Origin of the sequence: Jannaschia halovivens (assembly GCF_046452375.1) — a bacterium.
Lineage (GTDB): Bacteria > Pseudomonadota > Alphaproteobacteria > Rhodobacterales > Rhodobacteraceae > Jannaschia > Jannaschia halovivens.
The window spans coordinates 157,146-171,855 of sequence record NZ_JBKFDJ010000001.1 but is presented as its reverse complement, the minus strand read 5'-3'; the positions used below and the strand labels follow the sequence as shown (position 1 = coordinate 171,855).

At 68.9% G+C, this 14,710-nt stretch carries 15 protein-coding genes; 5 read left to right on the top strand and 10 right to left on the bottom strand.

The window, feature by feature from the left end; genetic code table 11:
• Positions 1-61 precede the first annotated feature (61 nt).
• The 7 genes from ACK8OR_RS00905 to ACK8OR_RS00875 all read right to left on the bottom strand — a co-directional run bounded on the left by ACK8OR_RS00905 (position 62) and on the right by ACK8OR_RS00875 (position 9,113).
• A complete protein-coding gene (locus ACK8OR_RS00905; RefSeq protein ID WP_410187596.1) occupies positions 62-2,506 on the bottom strand; it encodes a xanthine dehydrogenase family protein molybdopterin-binding subunit in 2,445 nt (814 codons plus the stop codon).
• Between the two features lie 93 nt (positions 2,507-2,599).
• Complete coding sequence (locus ACK8OR_RS00900) at positions 2,600-3,085, bottom strand: (2Fe-2S)-binding protein (protein WP_410187595.1); 486 nt, start codon at positions 3,083-3,085, stop codon at positions 2,600-2,602.
• 93 nt (positions 3,086-3,178) lie between these two features.
• The gene (locus ACK8OR_RS00895) at positions 3,179-4,147 is read right to left on the bottom strand and encodes a molybdopterin-binding protein (protein ID WP_410187594.1); all 969 of its coding nucleotides are present in this window, start codon (positions 4,145-4,147) and stop codon (positions 3,179-3,181) included.
• Positions 4,144-5,112, bottom strand: coding sequence for an XdhC family protein (locus ACK8OR_RS00890; RefSeq protein ID WP_410187593.1), 969 nt, complete (start codon positions 5,110-5,112; stop codon positions 4,144-4,146). The genes ACK8OR_RS00895 and ACK8OR_RS00890 overlap by 4 nt, the downstream gene beginning before the upstream one ends.
• Positions 5,113-5,203: 91 nt before the next feature.
• Positions 5,204-7,264 (bottom strand): OmpA family protein, encoded by a 2,061-nt coding sequence (locus tag ACK8OR_RS00885; protein ID WP_410187592.1) that lies wholly within the window; start codon positions 7,262-7,264, stop codon positions 5,204-5,206.
• 79 nt (positions 7,265-7,343) lie between these two features.
• Positions 7,344-7,817 carry a DUF1203 domain-containing protein gene (locus ACK8OR_RS00880; protein WP_410187591.1) on the bottom strand — a complete coding sequence of 158 codons (474 nt, stop codon included), beginning with the start codon at positions 7,815-7,817 and terminating at the stop codon, positions 7,344-7,346.
• A 66-nt stretch (positions 7,818-7,883) separates the two neighbouring features.
• Complete coding sequence (locus ACK8OR_RS00875; protein ID WP_410187590.1) at positions 7,884-9,113, bottom strand: vWA domain-containing protein; 1,230 nt, start codon at positions 9,111-9,113, stop codon at positions 7,884-7,886.
• Positions 9,114-9,201: 88 nt separating this feature from the next.
• Here ACK8OR_RS00875 and ACK8OR_RS00870 point away from each other — a divergent pair, with 88 nt between their 5' ends.
• Positions 9,202-9,729, top strand: coding sequence for a DUF4329 domain-containing protein (locus ACK8OR_RS00870; RefSeq protein WP_410187589.1), 528 nt, complete (start codon positions 9,202-9,204; stop codon positions 9,727-9,729).
• Between the two features lie 10 nt (positions 9,730-9,739).
• Here ACK8OR_RS00870 and ACK8OR_RS00865 read toward each other — a convergent pair whose 3' ends face one another.
• Positions 9,740-10,633 (bottom strand): AAA family ATPase, encoded by an 894-nt coding sequence (locus ACK8OR_RS00865; protein WP_410187588.1) that lies wholly within the window; start codon positions 10,631-10,633, stop codon positions 9,740-9,742.
• A 55-nt stretch (positions 10,634-10,688) separates the two neighbouring features.
• Positions 10,689-11,264 carry a YceI family protein gene (locus ACK8OR_RS00860; RefSeq protein WP_410187587.1) on the bottom strand — a complete coding sequence of 192 codons (576 nt, stop codon included), beginning with the start codon at positions 11,262-11,264 and terminating at the stop codon, positions 10,689-10,691.
• A 196-nt stretch (positions 11,265-11,460) separates the two neighbouring features.
• Between ACK8OR_RS00860 and ACK8OR_RS00855 the strand changes: the two genes are divergently transcribed.
• The 4 genes from ACK8OR_RS00855 (at position 11,461) to rplI (ending at position 13,376) form a co-directional block, all read left to right on the top strand.
• Entirely contained in the window at positions 11,461-11,925 is a 465-nt protein-coding gene (locus ACK8OR_RS00855; protein ID WP_410187586.1) for a PRC-barrel domain-containing protein, read from the top strand.
• A 208-nt stretch (positions 11,926-12,133) separates the two neighbouring features.
• Positions 12,134-12,487, top strand: coding sequence for a 30S ribosomal protein S6 (gene rpsF / locus ACK8OR_RS00850; protein ID WP_298431044.1), 354 nt, complete (start codon positions 12,134-12,136; stop codon positions 12,485-12,487).
• Positions 12,488-12,499: 12 nt separating this feature from the next.
• Complete coding sequence (gene rpsR, locus ACK8OR_RS00845) at positions 12,500-12,727, top strand: 30S ribosomal protein S18 (protein ID WP_298431043.1); 228 nt, start codon at positions 12,500-12,502, stop codon at positions 12,725-12,727.
• 10 nt (positions 12,728-12,737) lie between these two features.
• Positions 12,738-13,376: a 50S ribosomal protein L9 gene (rplI, locus tag ACK8OR_RS00840; RefSeq protein ID WP_410187585.1), complete on the top strand. Its 639-nt coding sequence runs from the start codon at positions 12,738-12,740 to the stop codon at positions 13,374-13,376.
• A gap of 78 nt (positions 13,377-13,454) precedes the next feature.
• Here the strand turns inward: rplI and ACK8OR_RS00835 are convergent, their stop codons facing one another.
• Positions 13,455-14,465, bottom strand: coding sequence for a Hint domain-containing protein (locus ACK8OR_RS00835; RefSeq protein ID WP_410187584.1), 1,011 nt, complete (start codon positions 14,463-14,465; stop codon positions 13,455-13,457).
• Positions 14,466-14,710: the final 245 nt, after the last annotated feature.

Genomic DNA, 14,710 nt, shown 5'->3' with positions numbered 1-14,710 from the left:
GCCAGCCCCTCGCGCTCCCCGAGGTATTTGCGGCCAGAGGAAGTCCCCCTGGCCGAAGATGTCAGGCCGGGCCGCCGACCGAGCGGTCGTAGGCCGTGTTGTCCGACCCCGCCGCCGGTTGCGCGGCGCCCTGGTTCGGCGCACCGCCCTGCATGGCGTGCCAGACCCGCGCGGGGGTCAGCGGCATGTCGATATGGCCCACGTCGAACCCGCCCGAGGCCAGCGCGTCGATCACGCCGTTCACGATCGAGGGGGGAGAACCGATGGCCCCCGCCTCGCCGCAGCCCTTCACGCCCAGCGGGTTGTGGGTGCAGGGCGTCTGGCAGGAATGGTCCACCTGGAACATAGGCAGATCATGGGCGCGCGGCATCGCGTAATCCATGTAGCTGGCTGACAGGAGCTGGCCGTTCTCGTCATAGGCGCAGTTCTCCAGAAGCGCCTGGCCGATGCCCTGGGCCAGCCCGCCATGGACCTGGCCCTCGACGATCATCGGGTTGACGACGTTGCCGAAATCGTCGGCGGCGGCAAAGGCGAGCACCTCGACCTTGCCCGTCTCGGGATCGACCTCCACCTCGCAGGCATAGGCGCCCGCGGGATAGGTGAAGTTGTTCGGGTCGTAGAACGCGGTCTCCTCCAGCCCCGGCTCCAGATCCTCGAGCGGGTAGTTGTGGGGCACGTAGGCCGCCAACGTCACGTCGCCCCAGGCCAGCGTCTTGTCGGTGCCCGCGACGGTGAAGGTGCCGTCCTTCAGCTCGATATCCTCGTCCCCGGCTTCGAGGATGTGACCCGCGATCTTCTTGGCCTTGGCGATGATCTTCTCGGTCGCCCGCACCATCGCGGACCCACCGACGGCAAGCGAGCGCGATCCGTAGGTGCCCATACCCATCGGGCTTCGGTCGGTGTCGCCATGGACGATCTCGACCTGGTCCTCGGCGATTCCGATCATGTCGGCCACGACCTGCGCGAAGGACGTCTCGTGCCCCTGCCCGTGCGAATGCGAGCCGGTCATGACCACGAGGCCGCCGGTCGCGTTCACCCGAACGGTCGCACTTTCGTAAAGACCCGCGCGCGCCCCGAGCTGCCCGACGAGGCTCGACGGGGCGATGCCACAGGCCTCGATATAGCTGTTCACGCCGAGCCCGCGCAGCTTGCCGCGGCTCTCGCTCTCCTTGCGGCGGGCTTCGAAGCCGTCGCGGTCGATCATCTCGACCAGCTTGTCCATCGTCGCGTTGTAGTCGCCAGTGTCGTACTCGACCGCCACCGGCGTCTGGTACGGGAACTCGGTGACGAAGTTCTTGCGGCGCAGCTCGACCGGGTCGACACCCAGCTCGCGCGCGGCCTTGTCGACGACGCGCTCAAGCTGGAACGTGGCCTCGGGGCGGCCGGCCCCGCGATAGGCGTCGACGGGCACCGTGTTGGTGAACACAGCCTTCACGTTCACATAGACCAGCGGCGTCTTGTAGTTGCCCGCCATCAGCGTGCCGTGCAGCCAGGTCGGCACCGAGGGCGCGAAGGTCGAGAGATACGCGCCCATGTTGGCGTAGGTCTCGGTCCGGATCGCGGTGAAGTTGTGATCCGCGTCCAGCGCCAGTTCGATCTTGGTGACGTGATCGCGGCCATGGGCATCGGACATGAAGGCTTCGGAGCGACTGGAGGTCCACTTGACGGGCCGCTCCAGTTGCTTGGCCGCGAAGGTACAGAACGCCTCCTCGGCGTAATGGAAGATCTTGGTGCCGAAGCCGCCGCCTACGTCGGGTGCCACGACGCGCAGCTTGTGCTCCGGTATCCCGAGGACGAACGCCCCCATCAGCAGGCGGATGACATGCGGGTTCTGCGACGTCGTGTAGAGCGTCGAGTGGTCGTCATGACCGCTGTAGTCGCCCACGGCCACGCGCGGCTCCATCGGATTGGCGACGAGGCGGTTGTTCACCAGCTCCAGCGTCGTGACGTGCGCGGCGTCCTTGATGGCCTGATCGACCGCGTCGCGGTTCTCCTCGACGAAACCCCAGTCGTAGCAAAGGTTCGAGGTCAGATCGTCGTGGACCTTGGGAGCGCCCTCGGCCACGGCCTTCTTCATGTCGATGACGGCGGGCAGCTCGGAGATGTCGGGCACGATCGCCTCGGCGGCGTCGCGCGCCTGGCTCGCGGTCTCGGCCACGACGGCCGCGATCGGGTCGCCCACATGCCGCACCTTGCCTTCGGCCAGGATCGGATGCTTGGGCTCCTGCATCGGGTTGCCCTGCCGGTCGGTGATCTGCCAGCCACAGGGAATGCCGCCCACGCCGTCGAAATCGGCGGCGGTGAAGACGCGGATCACGCCGTCCATCGCTTCGGCGGCCGAGGTGTCGATCCCGTTGATCGTCCCGTGAGCCAGGTCCGAGCGCAGGAAGACGACATGCGCCTGCCCCGCCACGTTGATGTCGTCGGTATAGCGCCCCTTCCCCGTCAGGAAGCGCACGTCTTCCCGGCGCTTGGGGCTGGCTCCGATTCCGGTGTCCTTCGGCATGTCATCTCTCCCTGTCTGGTGTCGGAGGGGCCGATGCCTCGCCTCCGTCGTGCCTCCGCGCGCGGGCCCTCCCGGCCCGCGCGCAGGCGAAACTCACTCGGCCGCGACCGGCTCGACCGTCTGACCGCTCGCGGCCATCACCGCCTTGACGATATTATGATAGCCCGTGCAGCGGCAGATATTGCCCTCGAGATAGTGGCGCACCTCCGCCTCGGAGGGCTTGGGGTTCTCCTCCAGCAGCGCGGCCGCGGACATCACCATGCCCGGCGTGCAGAAGCCGCATTGCAGCCCGTGATAGTCCTGGAACGCCTGCTGAACACGGCCCAACGTGCCGTCCGCGCCCGCCATGCCCTCGATCGTGGTCACTTCGGCGCCGTCGATCTCCTGCGCGAGGACCGAACAGGCCTTCATCGGCTGGCCGTTCACATGCACCACGCAAGCGCCGCATTGCGACGTGTCGCAGCCGACATGGGTGCCCGTCAGGCGCAGCCCCTCGCGCAGCCAGTCCACCAGCAGCGTGCGGCCCTCGGCCTCGGCGGACCGACTCTTGCCGTTCACCGTCATCGTGACCTTGGTCATGGTCATCCCTCCCTCGTTTCTTGCCGTCAGGAAAGCACAAGGGTCGCGGACTGAGAACCACCAATTCGTCGCAGCGGCGGATCGCCCCGGCAATTACGTCTCGCGCGGCTGTGGACGGCTTGGAATTTCCTTCAGAAGACCGCCGACCCCCATTGCCGCGATCTCGGCGCTGGTGACGGGCAGACCGCAGAGTTCGCGCTCGATCACCCAGTCGGCGCCGTTGAGCGCGGGCGACCGCGCGCAGCCCGGCAGGCCGACAACGCGCGCGCCGGGCATATCGCCCAGAAACAGCAGGTTCCCCGGATCGACCGGCATCCCGAAGCGCATCAGGCGCCCGCCCGCCCGCACCAGCGCGTCCGGCCCCACGTCGGCCTCGTCCGAGGTCGCCGAGGCGGTCAGGATCAGGCGCAGCGGCGCCGTCCCGTCGCGCAATGCCGCCGCCAGCGGCTCGGGCGCATGGGGAACACGGATGACCGAGCACTGCGCCCCGAGCCGGTGCAGCCGTTCGGTCACCGCGGCGATGCCGGTCGCGGCGCCGTCGAGCTCGGTCACGATCAGGTCTGCCCGGTCGATCACCGGCGCCGCCACCGCCAGCGCCCCGCGCCCGATCTCGCAGGCCCGCTCCAGCATCGCGCCCGACACCGCGTAGGCGATGATCTTGACCGTCGCCGCCATCACGTCCGTCTCGACCCGCCGCAGCGCTGGCAGCGTCGCCACGGTGATCGCGCCGTCGACCGCGTTGACCTTGGCCAGCCGGTCCGCGTCGATCGTCAGCACGCCCGCGCGGGCCGCATGAAGGTTCGCCCGCCCGGTGAACGGGTCGCGGACCGTCAGCCCCCCACCGCTCAGCGCGGCGGCGAGGCGGGCGGCGGCGGTATTCTCGTCGATATCGCCCGTCTCGAGGCGCGCAACCGTCACCTCGGCCGTGCCGCCGTCCCGCAAACTGTCGATGTCGCGCTGATCCAGCACGCGGCCCTTGCGCAAACGGCCCAGCGGCGTGGCCACGGAATGGGCAAGCACGGCGCCCAGCGCATCGTCGAGGGGAACGGGTCCGAACTTCATGGCCGACGGAGCGCCTGCGTCATCGCGGCCAGCACGGCCACCGCGATCTCGCCCGGCGCGCGCGCGCCGATGTCGAGCCCGATCGGCGCGTCGATGCGGTCGATCCGGTCCTGCGGAACGCCCGCATCGCGCAGCCGCTCGACCCGCTTGGCATGGGTTCGCGTCGAGCCCAGCGCGCCCACGTAGAACGCGTCGGAGCCGAGCGCCGCGACCAGCGCGGGATCGTCGAGCTTGGGGTCATGCGTCAGCAAAACGACGGCGCATCGGGCATCGGGCGCGAAGGCGGCCATCGCCTCGTCCGGCCAGTCGTGGACCAGCACCGTATCGGGGAACCGCTCGGGCGATGCGAAGGCCTCGCGCGGGTCGATCACGGTGGGCGCGTAGCCCGCGAGCCGTGCCATCGGCACCAGCGCCTGGGCGATGTGGACGCCGCCAACCACCGCCAGCCGCAGGGGTGGCGCGTGGACGGTGACGAAGACCTTGCCGTCGGGATCGAAGCCGCTGCGCTCCTCGCGAATGCGGTCCGTCAGCACGTCGGCCGCCAGCACCCTCACGGCGCCGGTCTCCACGTCCACCGCCTGCCCCACGGCCTCGGACCGGGCGCGCCGCGCGACGATCTCGGCCAGCGCGTCTTCGGGCAGCGTGCCGCCCACGGGTTCCAGCAGGATGCGGATCGTGCCGCCGCAGGCCAGCCCGACCGCGAAGGCCTCGTCGTCGCTGACGCCGTATTCGAGGATGCGATGCTTGCCGTCGCCCATCGCGTCCAGCGCCTCGGCCACGACCGCGCCCTCGACGCAGCCGCCCGAGACCGAGCCGACCAGCTTGGCCTCCGACGAGATCGCCAGTTGCGATCCGCGCGGGCGCGGCGCGCTGCCCCAGGTCTCGATCACGGTGGCCAGCGCGGCCCCCTGCCCGGCGCGGTGCCAGTCGAGGGCCGCGCGCGGCGCGTCGTCCAATGCGGTCATGTCGTCCTCGGGTTCGTCGGCACCGGCCTACCAAACCAGAACGGCCCGCCCCCGAAAAGGGACGGGCCGATCTTCGGCGCGTGTTCGCGCGTCAGTTGGCGGCTGCGGTCTGGAGCAGCCCCGTGATCTGACGGACGGTCGCGCGCCGGTTCGCCTGCTCGTCGCTTTGCGTGGGCACCTTGAGGAAGCGCTCGCCGTAGCCCTGGACGACCATGTTCTCGACCGGGACACCGAAATACTCGTTCAGCGCGAGTGCCAGCGTCTCGGCCCGGCGATCCGACAGCGCGAGGTTGTAGGCCGCGTCACCCACGGCGTCCGTGTGGCCTTCGACGAGGAACACCTCGCGCGGATTGGCGCGGATGAGGTCCAGCACCTGCTGCGCGAGCCCGGTGAGGTTGCCTGCCTGTTCGGCGGTGATGGCGGCGGACCCGGAGGCGAAGGTCACGGTGTTCACTTCGAAGGCCGGGGCCAGCGCGCGGACCTGAGGGATCGAACGGACCTGGCTCAGCGTGAAGCGTCGGTCGAGACCGGCTTCGCGCTGAAGGGCCGCGCGGAGCGCGTCGTCACCCGTCCGGGTCGAGACGGTGGCCGGATTAATCTGCGGCAGGGTCGAAACGTCGACCCGCTCGACCGGCGCGGTGTCGTCGATCAGCACGAATTCCGATCCGTCCGTCTGGACCAGGACCCGGCGCAGGACGCGCAGCGATGCGTCGCGCACGGTAATCACCTGGCTGCCGTCGGCGCGCGTGACGATCGTGCGCGTCGAGCCGTCGTCGAAGGTCGTCGTGCGAACGTTCGAACCTTCCTGACGCAGGAGCGCATCGTCATCCTTCAGAACCTGCAGATCGCCATCGTCGCGCTGGACCACGACCCGGTCGCCCGAATTCGACACCACGCGGGTGCGGTTGTTCAGGATCGTGCCCACGGCCAGCGCGCCCAAGGCGCCCAGCGCGAACTTCTGGTTGCGCGTCAGCCCGCCATCGTCGCTTTCGGTGACCACGGCCGAGGTGGTGAAATCCTCGGCGGAGGTGCGGACGTCCTCGGCCGTCACGGTTTCTTCCTCGGTGGTGCCTGCGTCCTCCGACGTCTCGACCGCCGCCGCGGCCGCCGCGGCCGGCGCTTCGTCACCCCCGGCCTCGGCGCCCAGCGTGGCCAGCGCGGCCTCGGTCTGGGTGCGCGCCTCTTCCTGCTCGGCGGTCAGTTCCGGCTCGGGCTGGGCCGCGATCTCGGCCGCGATGGCGCTCTCGGTCTCGGCGCCGCTGGCATCTTCGGAGGCCCAACGGTCCTGCAGGCGCTGCGCCAGATCGGTCTGACCGTCGGCGGTCAGCGCGTCGACCATGCAGGCGCGCACATTCTCACGGCCCGACACCTCGGCGCGGCACTGTTCGCGGGCCACCTGCCGGGTGAGCGGCATCGGCGCGGCGGGGGCCGCGGCATCGGCCGCGACCTCGCCCGTCTCGGGGGCCAGCGGTGCCGGCGCTTCGACGGTTTCGGTCGGTGCGGCGGCGGCGGGCGCTTCTTCGGCCTCGACGACTGCCGGGGCTTCGGCGGTCTTTTCCGTCACCTCTTCGACGACGGGCGCGTCTTCGACCGCGGCCTCCTCGACCACTTCTTCGACAACCGGGGCCTCTTCGACCACGGCCTCCTCGGCGGCGGTCGCCTCTTCGGTCACGGCTTCCTCGACCGCTTCCTCAACGGCAGGTGCCGCCTCGACGACGGCCTCTTCGGTCGTTTCTTCCACGACTGGTTCCGGCTCGGCGACCTCCACCTCGGCTTCGGGCTCGGCGACTTCGACCACCGGCTCCTCAGCGACCGGGGCGACCTCTTCGACGACAACCTCCTCAGCCGGGGCCTCAGTCTCGACGGCCACGTCCGCCTCGACGGTCGCATCGACCGCGCCGTCGGCCGCCAGCTCGGCATAGGTCTCGAGATCCAGATCGGCCTCCGTCTGCTCCAGCCCGAAGGCCGGCAGGTTCTCGATCCGGCAATCGCGGAGCGTCTCGGCCGTCGCATTGCCGAACTCCTCGATGCAGAGACGGTCGATCTCCGCGCGGATCGGGTCCTCCTCCTGCGCGAAGGCCGGGGTCAGCCCCGGCAGGGTCAGCGCAAGACTGGCGACGAGGGCGGTGGTGGAACGGATCGAACGGCGCATGGCGGCCTCCGGCTGACGGTGAGTGTGGTATGCCGAAATAAACGCCGGGTCCGGGGCGATGTTCCAAAGCGGCAGGCGGTTATCCGATATCCGCCGACCCCCGCACGCGCGTCAGGAAGCAGTTGTTCCGCGCCGACCGCAGATCGACATAGGCTACGTCGTCGCGCGCCAGCCGCGCCGCCACCTCGGCCGCGATGCGGTTCGCGGCGACGATGGCCCCGGTCCCGTATCGGATCCGGTCATCCGCCCCGTAGCCCTTCACCAGATAATCCGGAGATGTTTCGAGGACCGGAGGAACCCCGTCGCCCCGCCACGGCGTGCAGCTTTCGGCATGCAGGAAGATCGGTCCGGTCTCGGCGTAGGGCTGCGGCACGGGGAACGGCCGCGCCGCAAGGACCAGCATCGCCTCGCCGCGCGCGATGTCGCGCAGGCAGGAGCGGCAGGGATTGCCCGCGCCGTCCGAGACGGCGCGCTCGGCGGGCTGGCCATTGGCATCGGGGCCGCCGGCGCGCACGGCGTCGACGAAACTCTGATCGTAGGGTTCGCATTGCATGCGGGCTCTCCTTGCTGTGACACAAGAATGCTGCGGACCGGTGCGCCCTCCGACCCGGAACCTGCGCTAAGACCTGAGGCGCGCCAGTTCGCCCGCGTCGTCGGGGCGCGACAGGGCCTCGGCCAGACCTTCGAGGGCCGCGATGGAGTGGCCCGCGCGCAGGCTATCGACATGCGGCAGGAGCGCGCGGATCCCCGCGGCCTTCGGCGCGAAGCCGTCGAACCGCAGAAGCGGGTTCAGCCAGATCACCCGCCGCGCCGTCAGATGCAGACGCCGCGCCTGGAAGGCCAGCCGCTCCGCATCGCCCCGGTCGAGCCCGTCGGTCACAAGAAGCACGATCGCCCCCTGCCCCAGAACGCGCCGCGACCAATCACGGTTGAACGCGTGAAGGGCGTCGCCGATCCGGGTCCCGCCCTCCCAATCCTGCGCCTCGGCCCCCGCCGCCGCCAGCGCCGCATCCACGTCCCGCGTCCGCAGGTGCCGCGTGATGTTGGTCAGCCGCGTGCCGAAGGTGAAGCCATGCACCTCGGCCCAGCCCTGTCCCTGACGGTTGGCGACGGCATGCAGGAAGTGCAGGAGCGCCCGGCTGTAGGACGACATCGACCCCGAAATGTCGCAGAGCGCCACGAGGTTCGGCCAACGCACGCGGGGCCTGGCGTGGCGCAACGCGCCCAGATCGCCCTGCCGGAGGGCGGCACGTAGGGTCGCGCGGGCGTCGATCCGGCCCGTCGGCGCGGCCATGCGTCGACGGCTTGGAAGGGGTCGGACGGGCAGCGACAGGGTGGCGAGCATCCGCTGTGCGGCCGCCATCTCTGCCGTGGACATCTGCTCGAAGTCGAGGCTCCGCAGACGCTCGCGTCCGCTCGCCGTCGCCGCCGCGTCGAGCGTCAGCTCCTCCGCCGCGGGTTCCTCCTCCCGCGGCGGCGGCTCGGCCTGATCAAGCAGCGCCTCGGCCGCCCGCTTCTCGGCCGGCTTGGCGCGCCGCTCCTCCTGCACGCCGCGCACCGTCGGCGTCAGAAGCCCCATCATGTGTTCGAGATAGCGCGGATCGCGCCAATAGAGCCGGAAGAGCTGTGCAAAGGTCGCGCGATGCTCGGGACGCCGCACGAAGACCGCCTGCAGCGCATGGAAGAAGTCGGTCCGGTCGGTGAACCCCGCCGCCGCCACCGCCTCGGTCGCGAGGATCACGCGGTCCGGCCCGGCGGGCAGCCCCGCCCGACGGAGCGCGGCGGCGAAATGCGCGATGTTGCCGCCGAGCTTCGGGTCGTCGGGCAGGTCGAGGGGGGCGTGTTCCATCGCCTATACGATAGGGCGCGCCCGCGCCGCTGGACAGACCCGCATGACGCCTTAGTCTGCGCGGCGTTCCGGTTCGAAAGGAAGTTCCATGCGTATCGCCGCCGCCACCGCCGCCATCCTCTGCGTTCTGCCCGCCGTCGCGGCGGCCCAGGACCGTGCCACGACCAGCGCCGCCCGCTCGCTGCTGACGCAGGCCCAAGGTCCCAGTTTCCAGAGCAATCGTGAGTATTGCGGCTATATCGGAACCGACGCCGCGGGGCGCATCGTGGCGACACCGCCCCGCCGGGGCGGTCGCGACGGCTGTCGGCCGCGCGACAGCTCGGGGCTGGTCGAGCTTCTGGCTTCCTACCACACACATGGCCGCTTCGACTTGGATGCCGATGCCGAAGTACCGTCGCTCGACGACCTCTATGCCGATACCGACGAGGGGATCGACGGCTATGTCGCCACGCCCGGCGGACGGTTCTGGTTCGTGGATATCGACCGGGGCGAGGTGCGCCAGATCTGTGGCCTCGGCTGCCTGCCCTCCGATCCGCGCTTCCAGCCGGGCGCCTTTGGCCAGATCGCGAACCGCTACTCCGAAGGGCAGTTGATCCGCCGCGAGGAGGACGGTTGAGCGGCGCGGCCTATTCGGCCGCCGCCTCGGCGCGCACCTCGTCGAGAATGCGCTTGGCCTCGGAGCCCTGAAGCTTCTGGATGTCGTCCTGGTATTTCAGCAGCGCGCCCAGCGTGTCGGCGATCACCTCGGGGCTGAGCTCGATCATGTCCAGCGCAAGCAGGCACTTGGCCCAGTCCAGCGTCTCGGCCACGCCCGGCTTCTTGAAGAGATCTTCGGTCCGGAGCGCCTGCACGAAGGCCACCACCTCACGGCTCAGCGCCTCGGACGCCTCGGGCGCGCGGGCGGCGAGGATCTCCATCTCGCGGGCATGGGTCGGGTAGTCGACCCAGTGATAGAGGCACCGCCGCTTGAGGGCGTCATGCACCTCGCGCGTCCGGTTCGAGGTCAGGATGACGATCGGCGGCTCGGGGGCCGCCACGGTGCCGGTCTCGGGGATGGTGACCTGGAAATCGCTGAGCGCTTCCAGAAGGAATGCCTCGAATGGCGCATCCGTGCGGTCGATCTCGTCGATCAGGAGGACGGGCGCACCATCGGGATGGGGCCGCATCGCCTCGAGCAGGGGGCGCGCGATCAGGAAATCGTCGGAAAAGAGGTCCGGCGGCGTCTCGCCCGTGGCCTCGGCCCGTCGGATCGCGACCATCTGTGCGGCGAAGTTCCATTCGTAGACGGCACTCGCCGCGTCCAGCCCCTCGTAGCATTGCAGCCGGATCAGGCGCCGTCCCAGCGCGGCGGCGATGGCTTTGGCGATCTCGGTCTTGCCCGTTCCCGCCTCGCCTTCGAGGAACAGGGGCCGCCCGAGTCTGAGCGACAGGAACACGACCGTCGCCAGCGGGCGGCCGCAGACGTAATCCTGCGCCGCGAGGGCCGCTTGTACGTCGTCGATGGAGGAGAGTGTCGTCATGCGCCCCATGGGGCATGGGGGGCCGGGCGGGGTCAACCCGCCCGGCCATGCGGCGTCAGGCGCCGGCCTTCTGCGCTTCAATCGAGATGATCACGTTGACCTCGTCCGACACGAAGGGCGCGAACTGGCCCGCGTCGAACTCGGACCGCAAAAGCGTCGTCGTGGCGTCGAAGCCCAGCCACGGCTTGTTCTCCATCGGATGATCGGCCTGCTGATTCAGCTTGGCGTCGAGCACGACCTCCTGCGTGACGCCGCCGACGGTCAGATCACCGGTGATCAGCGCGGTGTCGTCGCCCGTGACCTCGATCCCGGTCGAGCTGAAGCTAACGGTGTCGTTGGCGGCGACGTCGAGGAAGTCGGGCGACTGGAGATGCTGGTCGCGCTGCTCCCATCCGGTGAACATCATCGAGGCGGGCATCGAGACGTTGACCGAGGAATTGGCCGGGTTCTCGGCGTCGAACATGATCTCGCCCTCGAAGCCCGAGAACATCCCCCAGGTCGTCGAAAACCCGAGATGGTTGTAGTTGAAGACGATCTGGCTGTGGCTGGCATCGAGCGCGTAGGCCTCGGGCTCGGCGAAGGCGGGGGCAGCGGCGAGCAGGGCGGCGGCGGCGAGGGTCGTGCGGATCATCTGGGTATCTCCTTGGGATACGGACGTTTTCGTCATGGTGTAAAAGAGAGCGTCGCACGCACGAATGAAAAGCCCATGACGTCAACAGACCCTGTGCGGTGACGCAGGGTGATCCGGCATCCGCCGGAACCGCGGCGGGGGGCCAAGGCGTTGATAGGACGCAATACCGCATCCACGTGCAAAGGAGACCTGCAACATGCTTCGCACTCTGACATCGACCGCCATCGCCGCGGCCCTCGCCGCCCCTCTCACCCTCGCCACGCCCGCACTGGCCGATGGTCACGTGATGAGCGAAGAGGACATGGCCCAGATGATCCGCACCCGCGACATCACCGGCGGCCCGATCTATTCCATCGCCGCGCAATACGACGAGGCGACCTGGGGTGACACGGCCGGCTCCATGGATGCCTGGGACGTGAATTCCGACGGCGTGAACCAGATCGGCGAGATCGAGGATATCGTCCTCGACCGTTCGGGCCAGATGATCGGCCTGATCGCCGAGATCGGCGGCTTCCTCGACATCGGCGACAAGCACGTGGTGCTTCCGGTGGACGACCTGCGCCTGCAGGCGATCGACGACCGCAGCTATGCCTACGTCACGCGTTTCTCCGAAGAGCAACTCGAAGAGCTGCCGGGCGTCGACGAAGGCTTCTGGGACTGACCCGACCGCTCGATCGGCGACATGACAGGAAAGGGGGCCCGCGCGGCCCCCTTTTTCGTGCCCGGACCCCGCCTGCTGCCCCTTGCGCCCTGTCCCGACATCGCTATACCCCGCCCATCCCGCCACATCCTTCATCTGCGTGGCTCTCGTGACCCGGCGGCGGGATTGCCCGGTCTATGAAACACGCACCGATACGTCAGGAGATCGCATGCCGCTCTATGAGCATGTCATGATCGCGCGTCAGGATCTGTCCAACGCGCAGGCCGAGGGCCTCGTCGAACATTTCAGCACCGTCCTCGCGGATAACGGCGGCACCGTCGTCGAAAGCGAGTACTGGGGCGTCAAGACGATGGCCTACAAGATCAACAAGAACCGCAAGGGCCATTACGCCTTTCTGCGCACCGACGCGCCGTCGGATGCCGTGCAGGAAATGGAGCGTCTGGCCCGCCTGCATGACGACGTCATGCGCGTGCTGACCGTCAAGGTCGATGCCCACGAGGATGGCCCGTCCATCCAGATGCAGAAGCGCGACGAGCGGCCCGACCGCCGCGAACGTCGATAGGAGACCGGAACAATGGCAGCCAAACCCTTCTTCCGCCGTCGCAAGACCGATCCGTTCGAGGGCCCCAACGCGCCCAAGATCGACTACAAGGACACGCGCCTCCTGCAGCGCTACATCTCCGAGCGCGGCAAGATCGTGCCGTCCCGCATCACGGCCGTCTCGGCCAAGAACCAGCGGCGTCTGGCCCGCGCGATCAAGCGTGCGCGCTTCCTCGCGCTGTTGCCCTACGCCGTGAAGTGAGGAGCGCGACATGCAAGTGATCCTTCTGGAACGCGTGGCCAAGCTCGGCCAGATGGGCGAGGTCGTGGACGTCAAGCCCGGCTACGCCCGCAACTACCTCCTGCCGCAGGGCAAGGCGCTCTCGGCCTCCGACGCCAACGTCGCCGCGTTCGAGGGCCGCAAGGCCCAGCTTCAGGCCGACAACGACGCCTCGCGCGACGAAGCGCAGAAGTTGGGCGACAAGCTCAACGGCGAGCAGTTCGTCATCATCCGCCAGGCCTCCGACGCCGGTGCGCTCTACGGCTCCGTCACCACTCGTGACGCCGCCGAAGCGGCGACCGACGGTGGCTTCGACGTCGCCCGCGGCCAGGTCGCCCTGAAGGAGCCGATCAAGTATCTCGGCCTCCACATGGTGACCGTGAAGCTGCATCCCGAGGTCGAGGTCGAGATCGAGCTGAACGTGGCCCGCTCCCCCGAAGAAGCGGAGCTTCAAGCCGCCGGCAAGTCGATCCAGGAACTGGCCGCCGAGGAAGAGGCCGCGGCCGAATTCGAGGTCAGCCAGCTCTTCGACGATATCGGTGCGGCCGCGGACGAGTTCGGCGAGGGCGACGACCGTCCCGCCGAGGCGCCTGCCAGCGACGACGGCGACGACGAGACGTCCGAGAGCTGATCGCTCATTGATCCGAAACGCGAAAGGGCCGCCCCTCGGGGCGGCCCTTTTTCATTGTCCGGCACCGTCGGTTGACGATCAGTGCGCCGTATAGACCGCCCGCGCCTCGCGCACGCTGACCGTCGGGTAGGCCGTCCGCCGGGACGCGAAGGCATCGAGCGTCCCTGCCCCGAAGATCGCCTCCAGCTCGGCCCGCTGCCCCTGCCCCACGGCATCGAGCGCGATGTCGCCGGGATGGAAGCTCTCGGTGGCGCAGCCTTCGGAATAGATCACCTCGTGCCGGTCGAAGAGCAGGTGGAAATAGGTCACGCCGCCGGGCGCCTCGTCGCGGTGCACGCCGTCGCAGGTCATCAGCGCCTTCGCCGGGACGAAGACCGTGGGCTCACCGAACCACAACTCGGCCCGCCATCCGCTCACGCAGATCCGGTGCTGCGGCGACACCCGAAGCGCCCGATCGTTGCCGAGGACGCCCGGGGCGATCCGCACGGGCTTCAGATCGGGCTGGGTGTCCAGGTCGCGCGCCTCGAGATGGCGCTGGCCGATCCAGCGGATCGGCTGCCAGCCGTGGTCCATCGTCCGAATCATGTCGCCGATCGCCAGCGCCTCGACGGGCCGGCGACCGTCCCGCGTTTCGATCAGGGTGCCCTCCGCAAAGCAGGGCAGCGACGCGTAAGGTATCTCCTCGCCATCTTGCGAATCTTCAATGTCGTAGCGGCCGCCCGCCTCGGGCAGGGTTTCCCCCGTCAGCCCGACATTCACGCCATCGATGCGCACGTAATAGAATGTCTGCTCCCCGCCCGCGCCCCGCGGATCGGCCTCGATCGCGAATTCCAGCTCCACGACCGATCCCGCGGCGAAGGTCGTCCCGTTGACGGTGACCGGAACGGCCAAGGTCTGCGGCGTCCCTGGATCGATGAACCCGTCGTCGAACTCGTTATCGTCATCGTCTATCTGGATGAGCACCGGTTCGGCATCGCTGTCGACGCGAAAGCGGCCGGACGCGCTTGCCGTGGCACTCGTGCTCAGCGGGTTGCCCCGCAGCGCCGTCATGTCCGAGAACGGTATGAACCCAACGGGAAAAACCGGCATGCGTCGTCTCCCATTCGGATGAGAAGCTGTCGAAACGAGGAAGCGTCCCCGGTCGGCAGCGTGTCTAGAACAAGGCGAGATTTAGGCAATTTTGAGCCGAATTCAACCGATGGATCGAGGGCTTAGGCAGAAGACCGGCATGAACGCGACCATTGGTCGCTACAGGGATGCGACCGGTGCCGGTTTTTCGCGCAGATGGCGCAGCACGCCCCGGTCCCGTGCCCGCCGGATTCGCAGGCCACCCG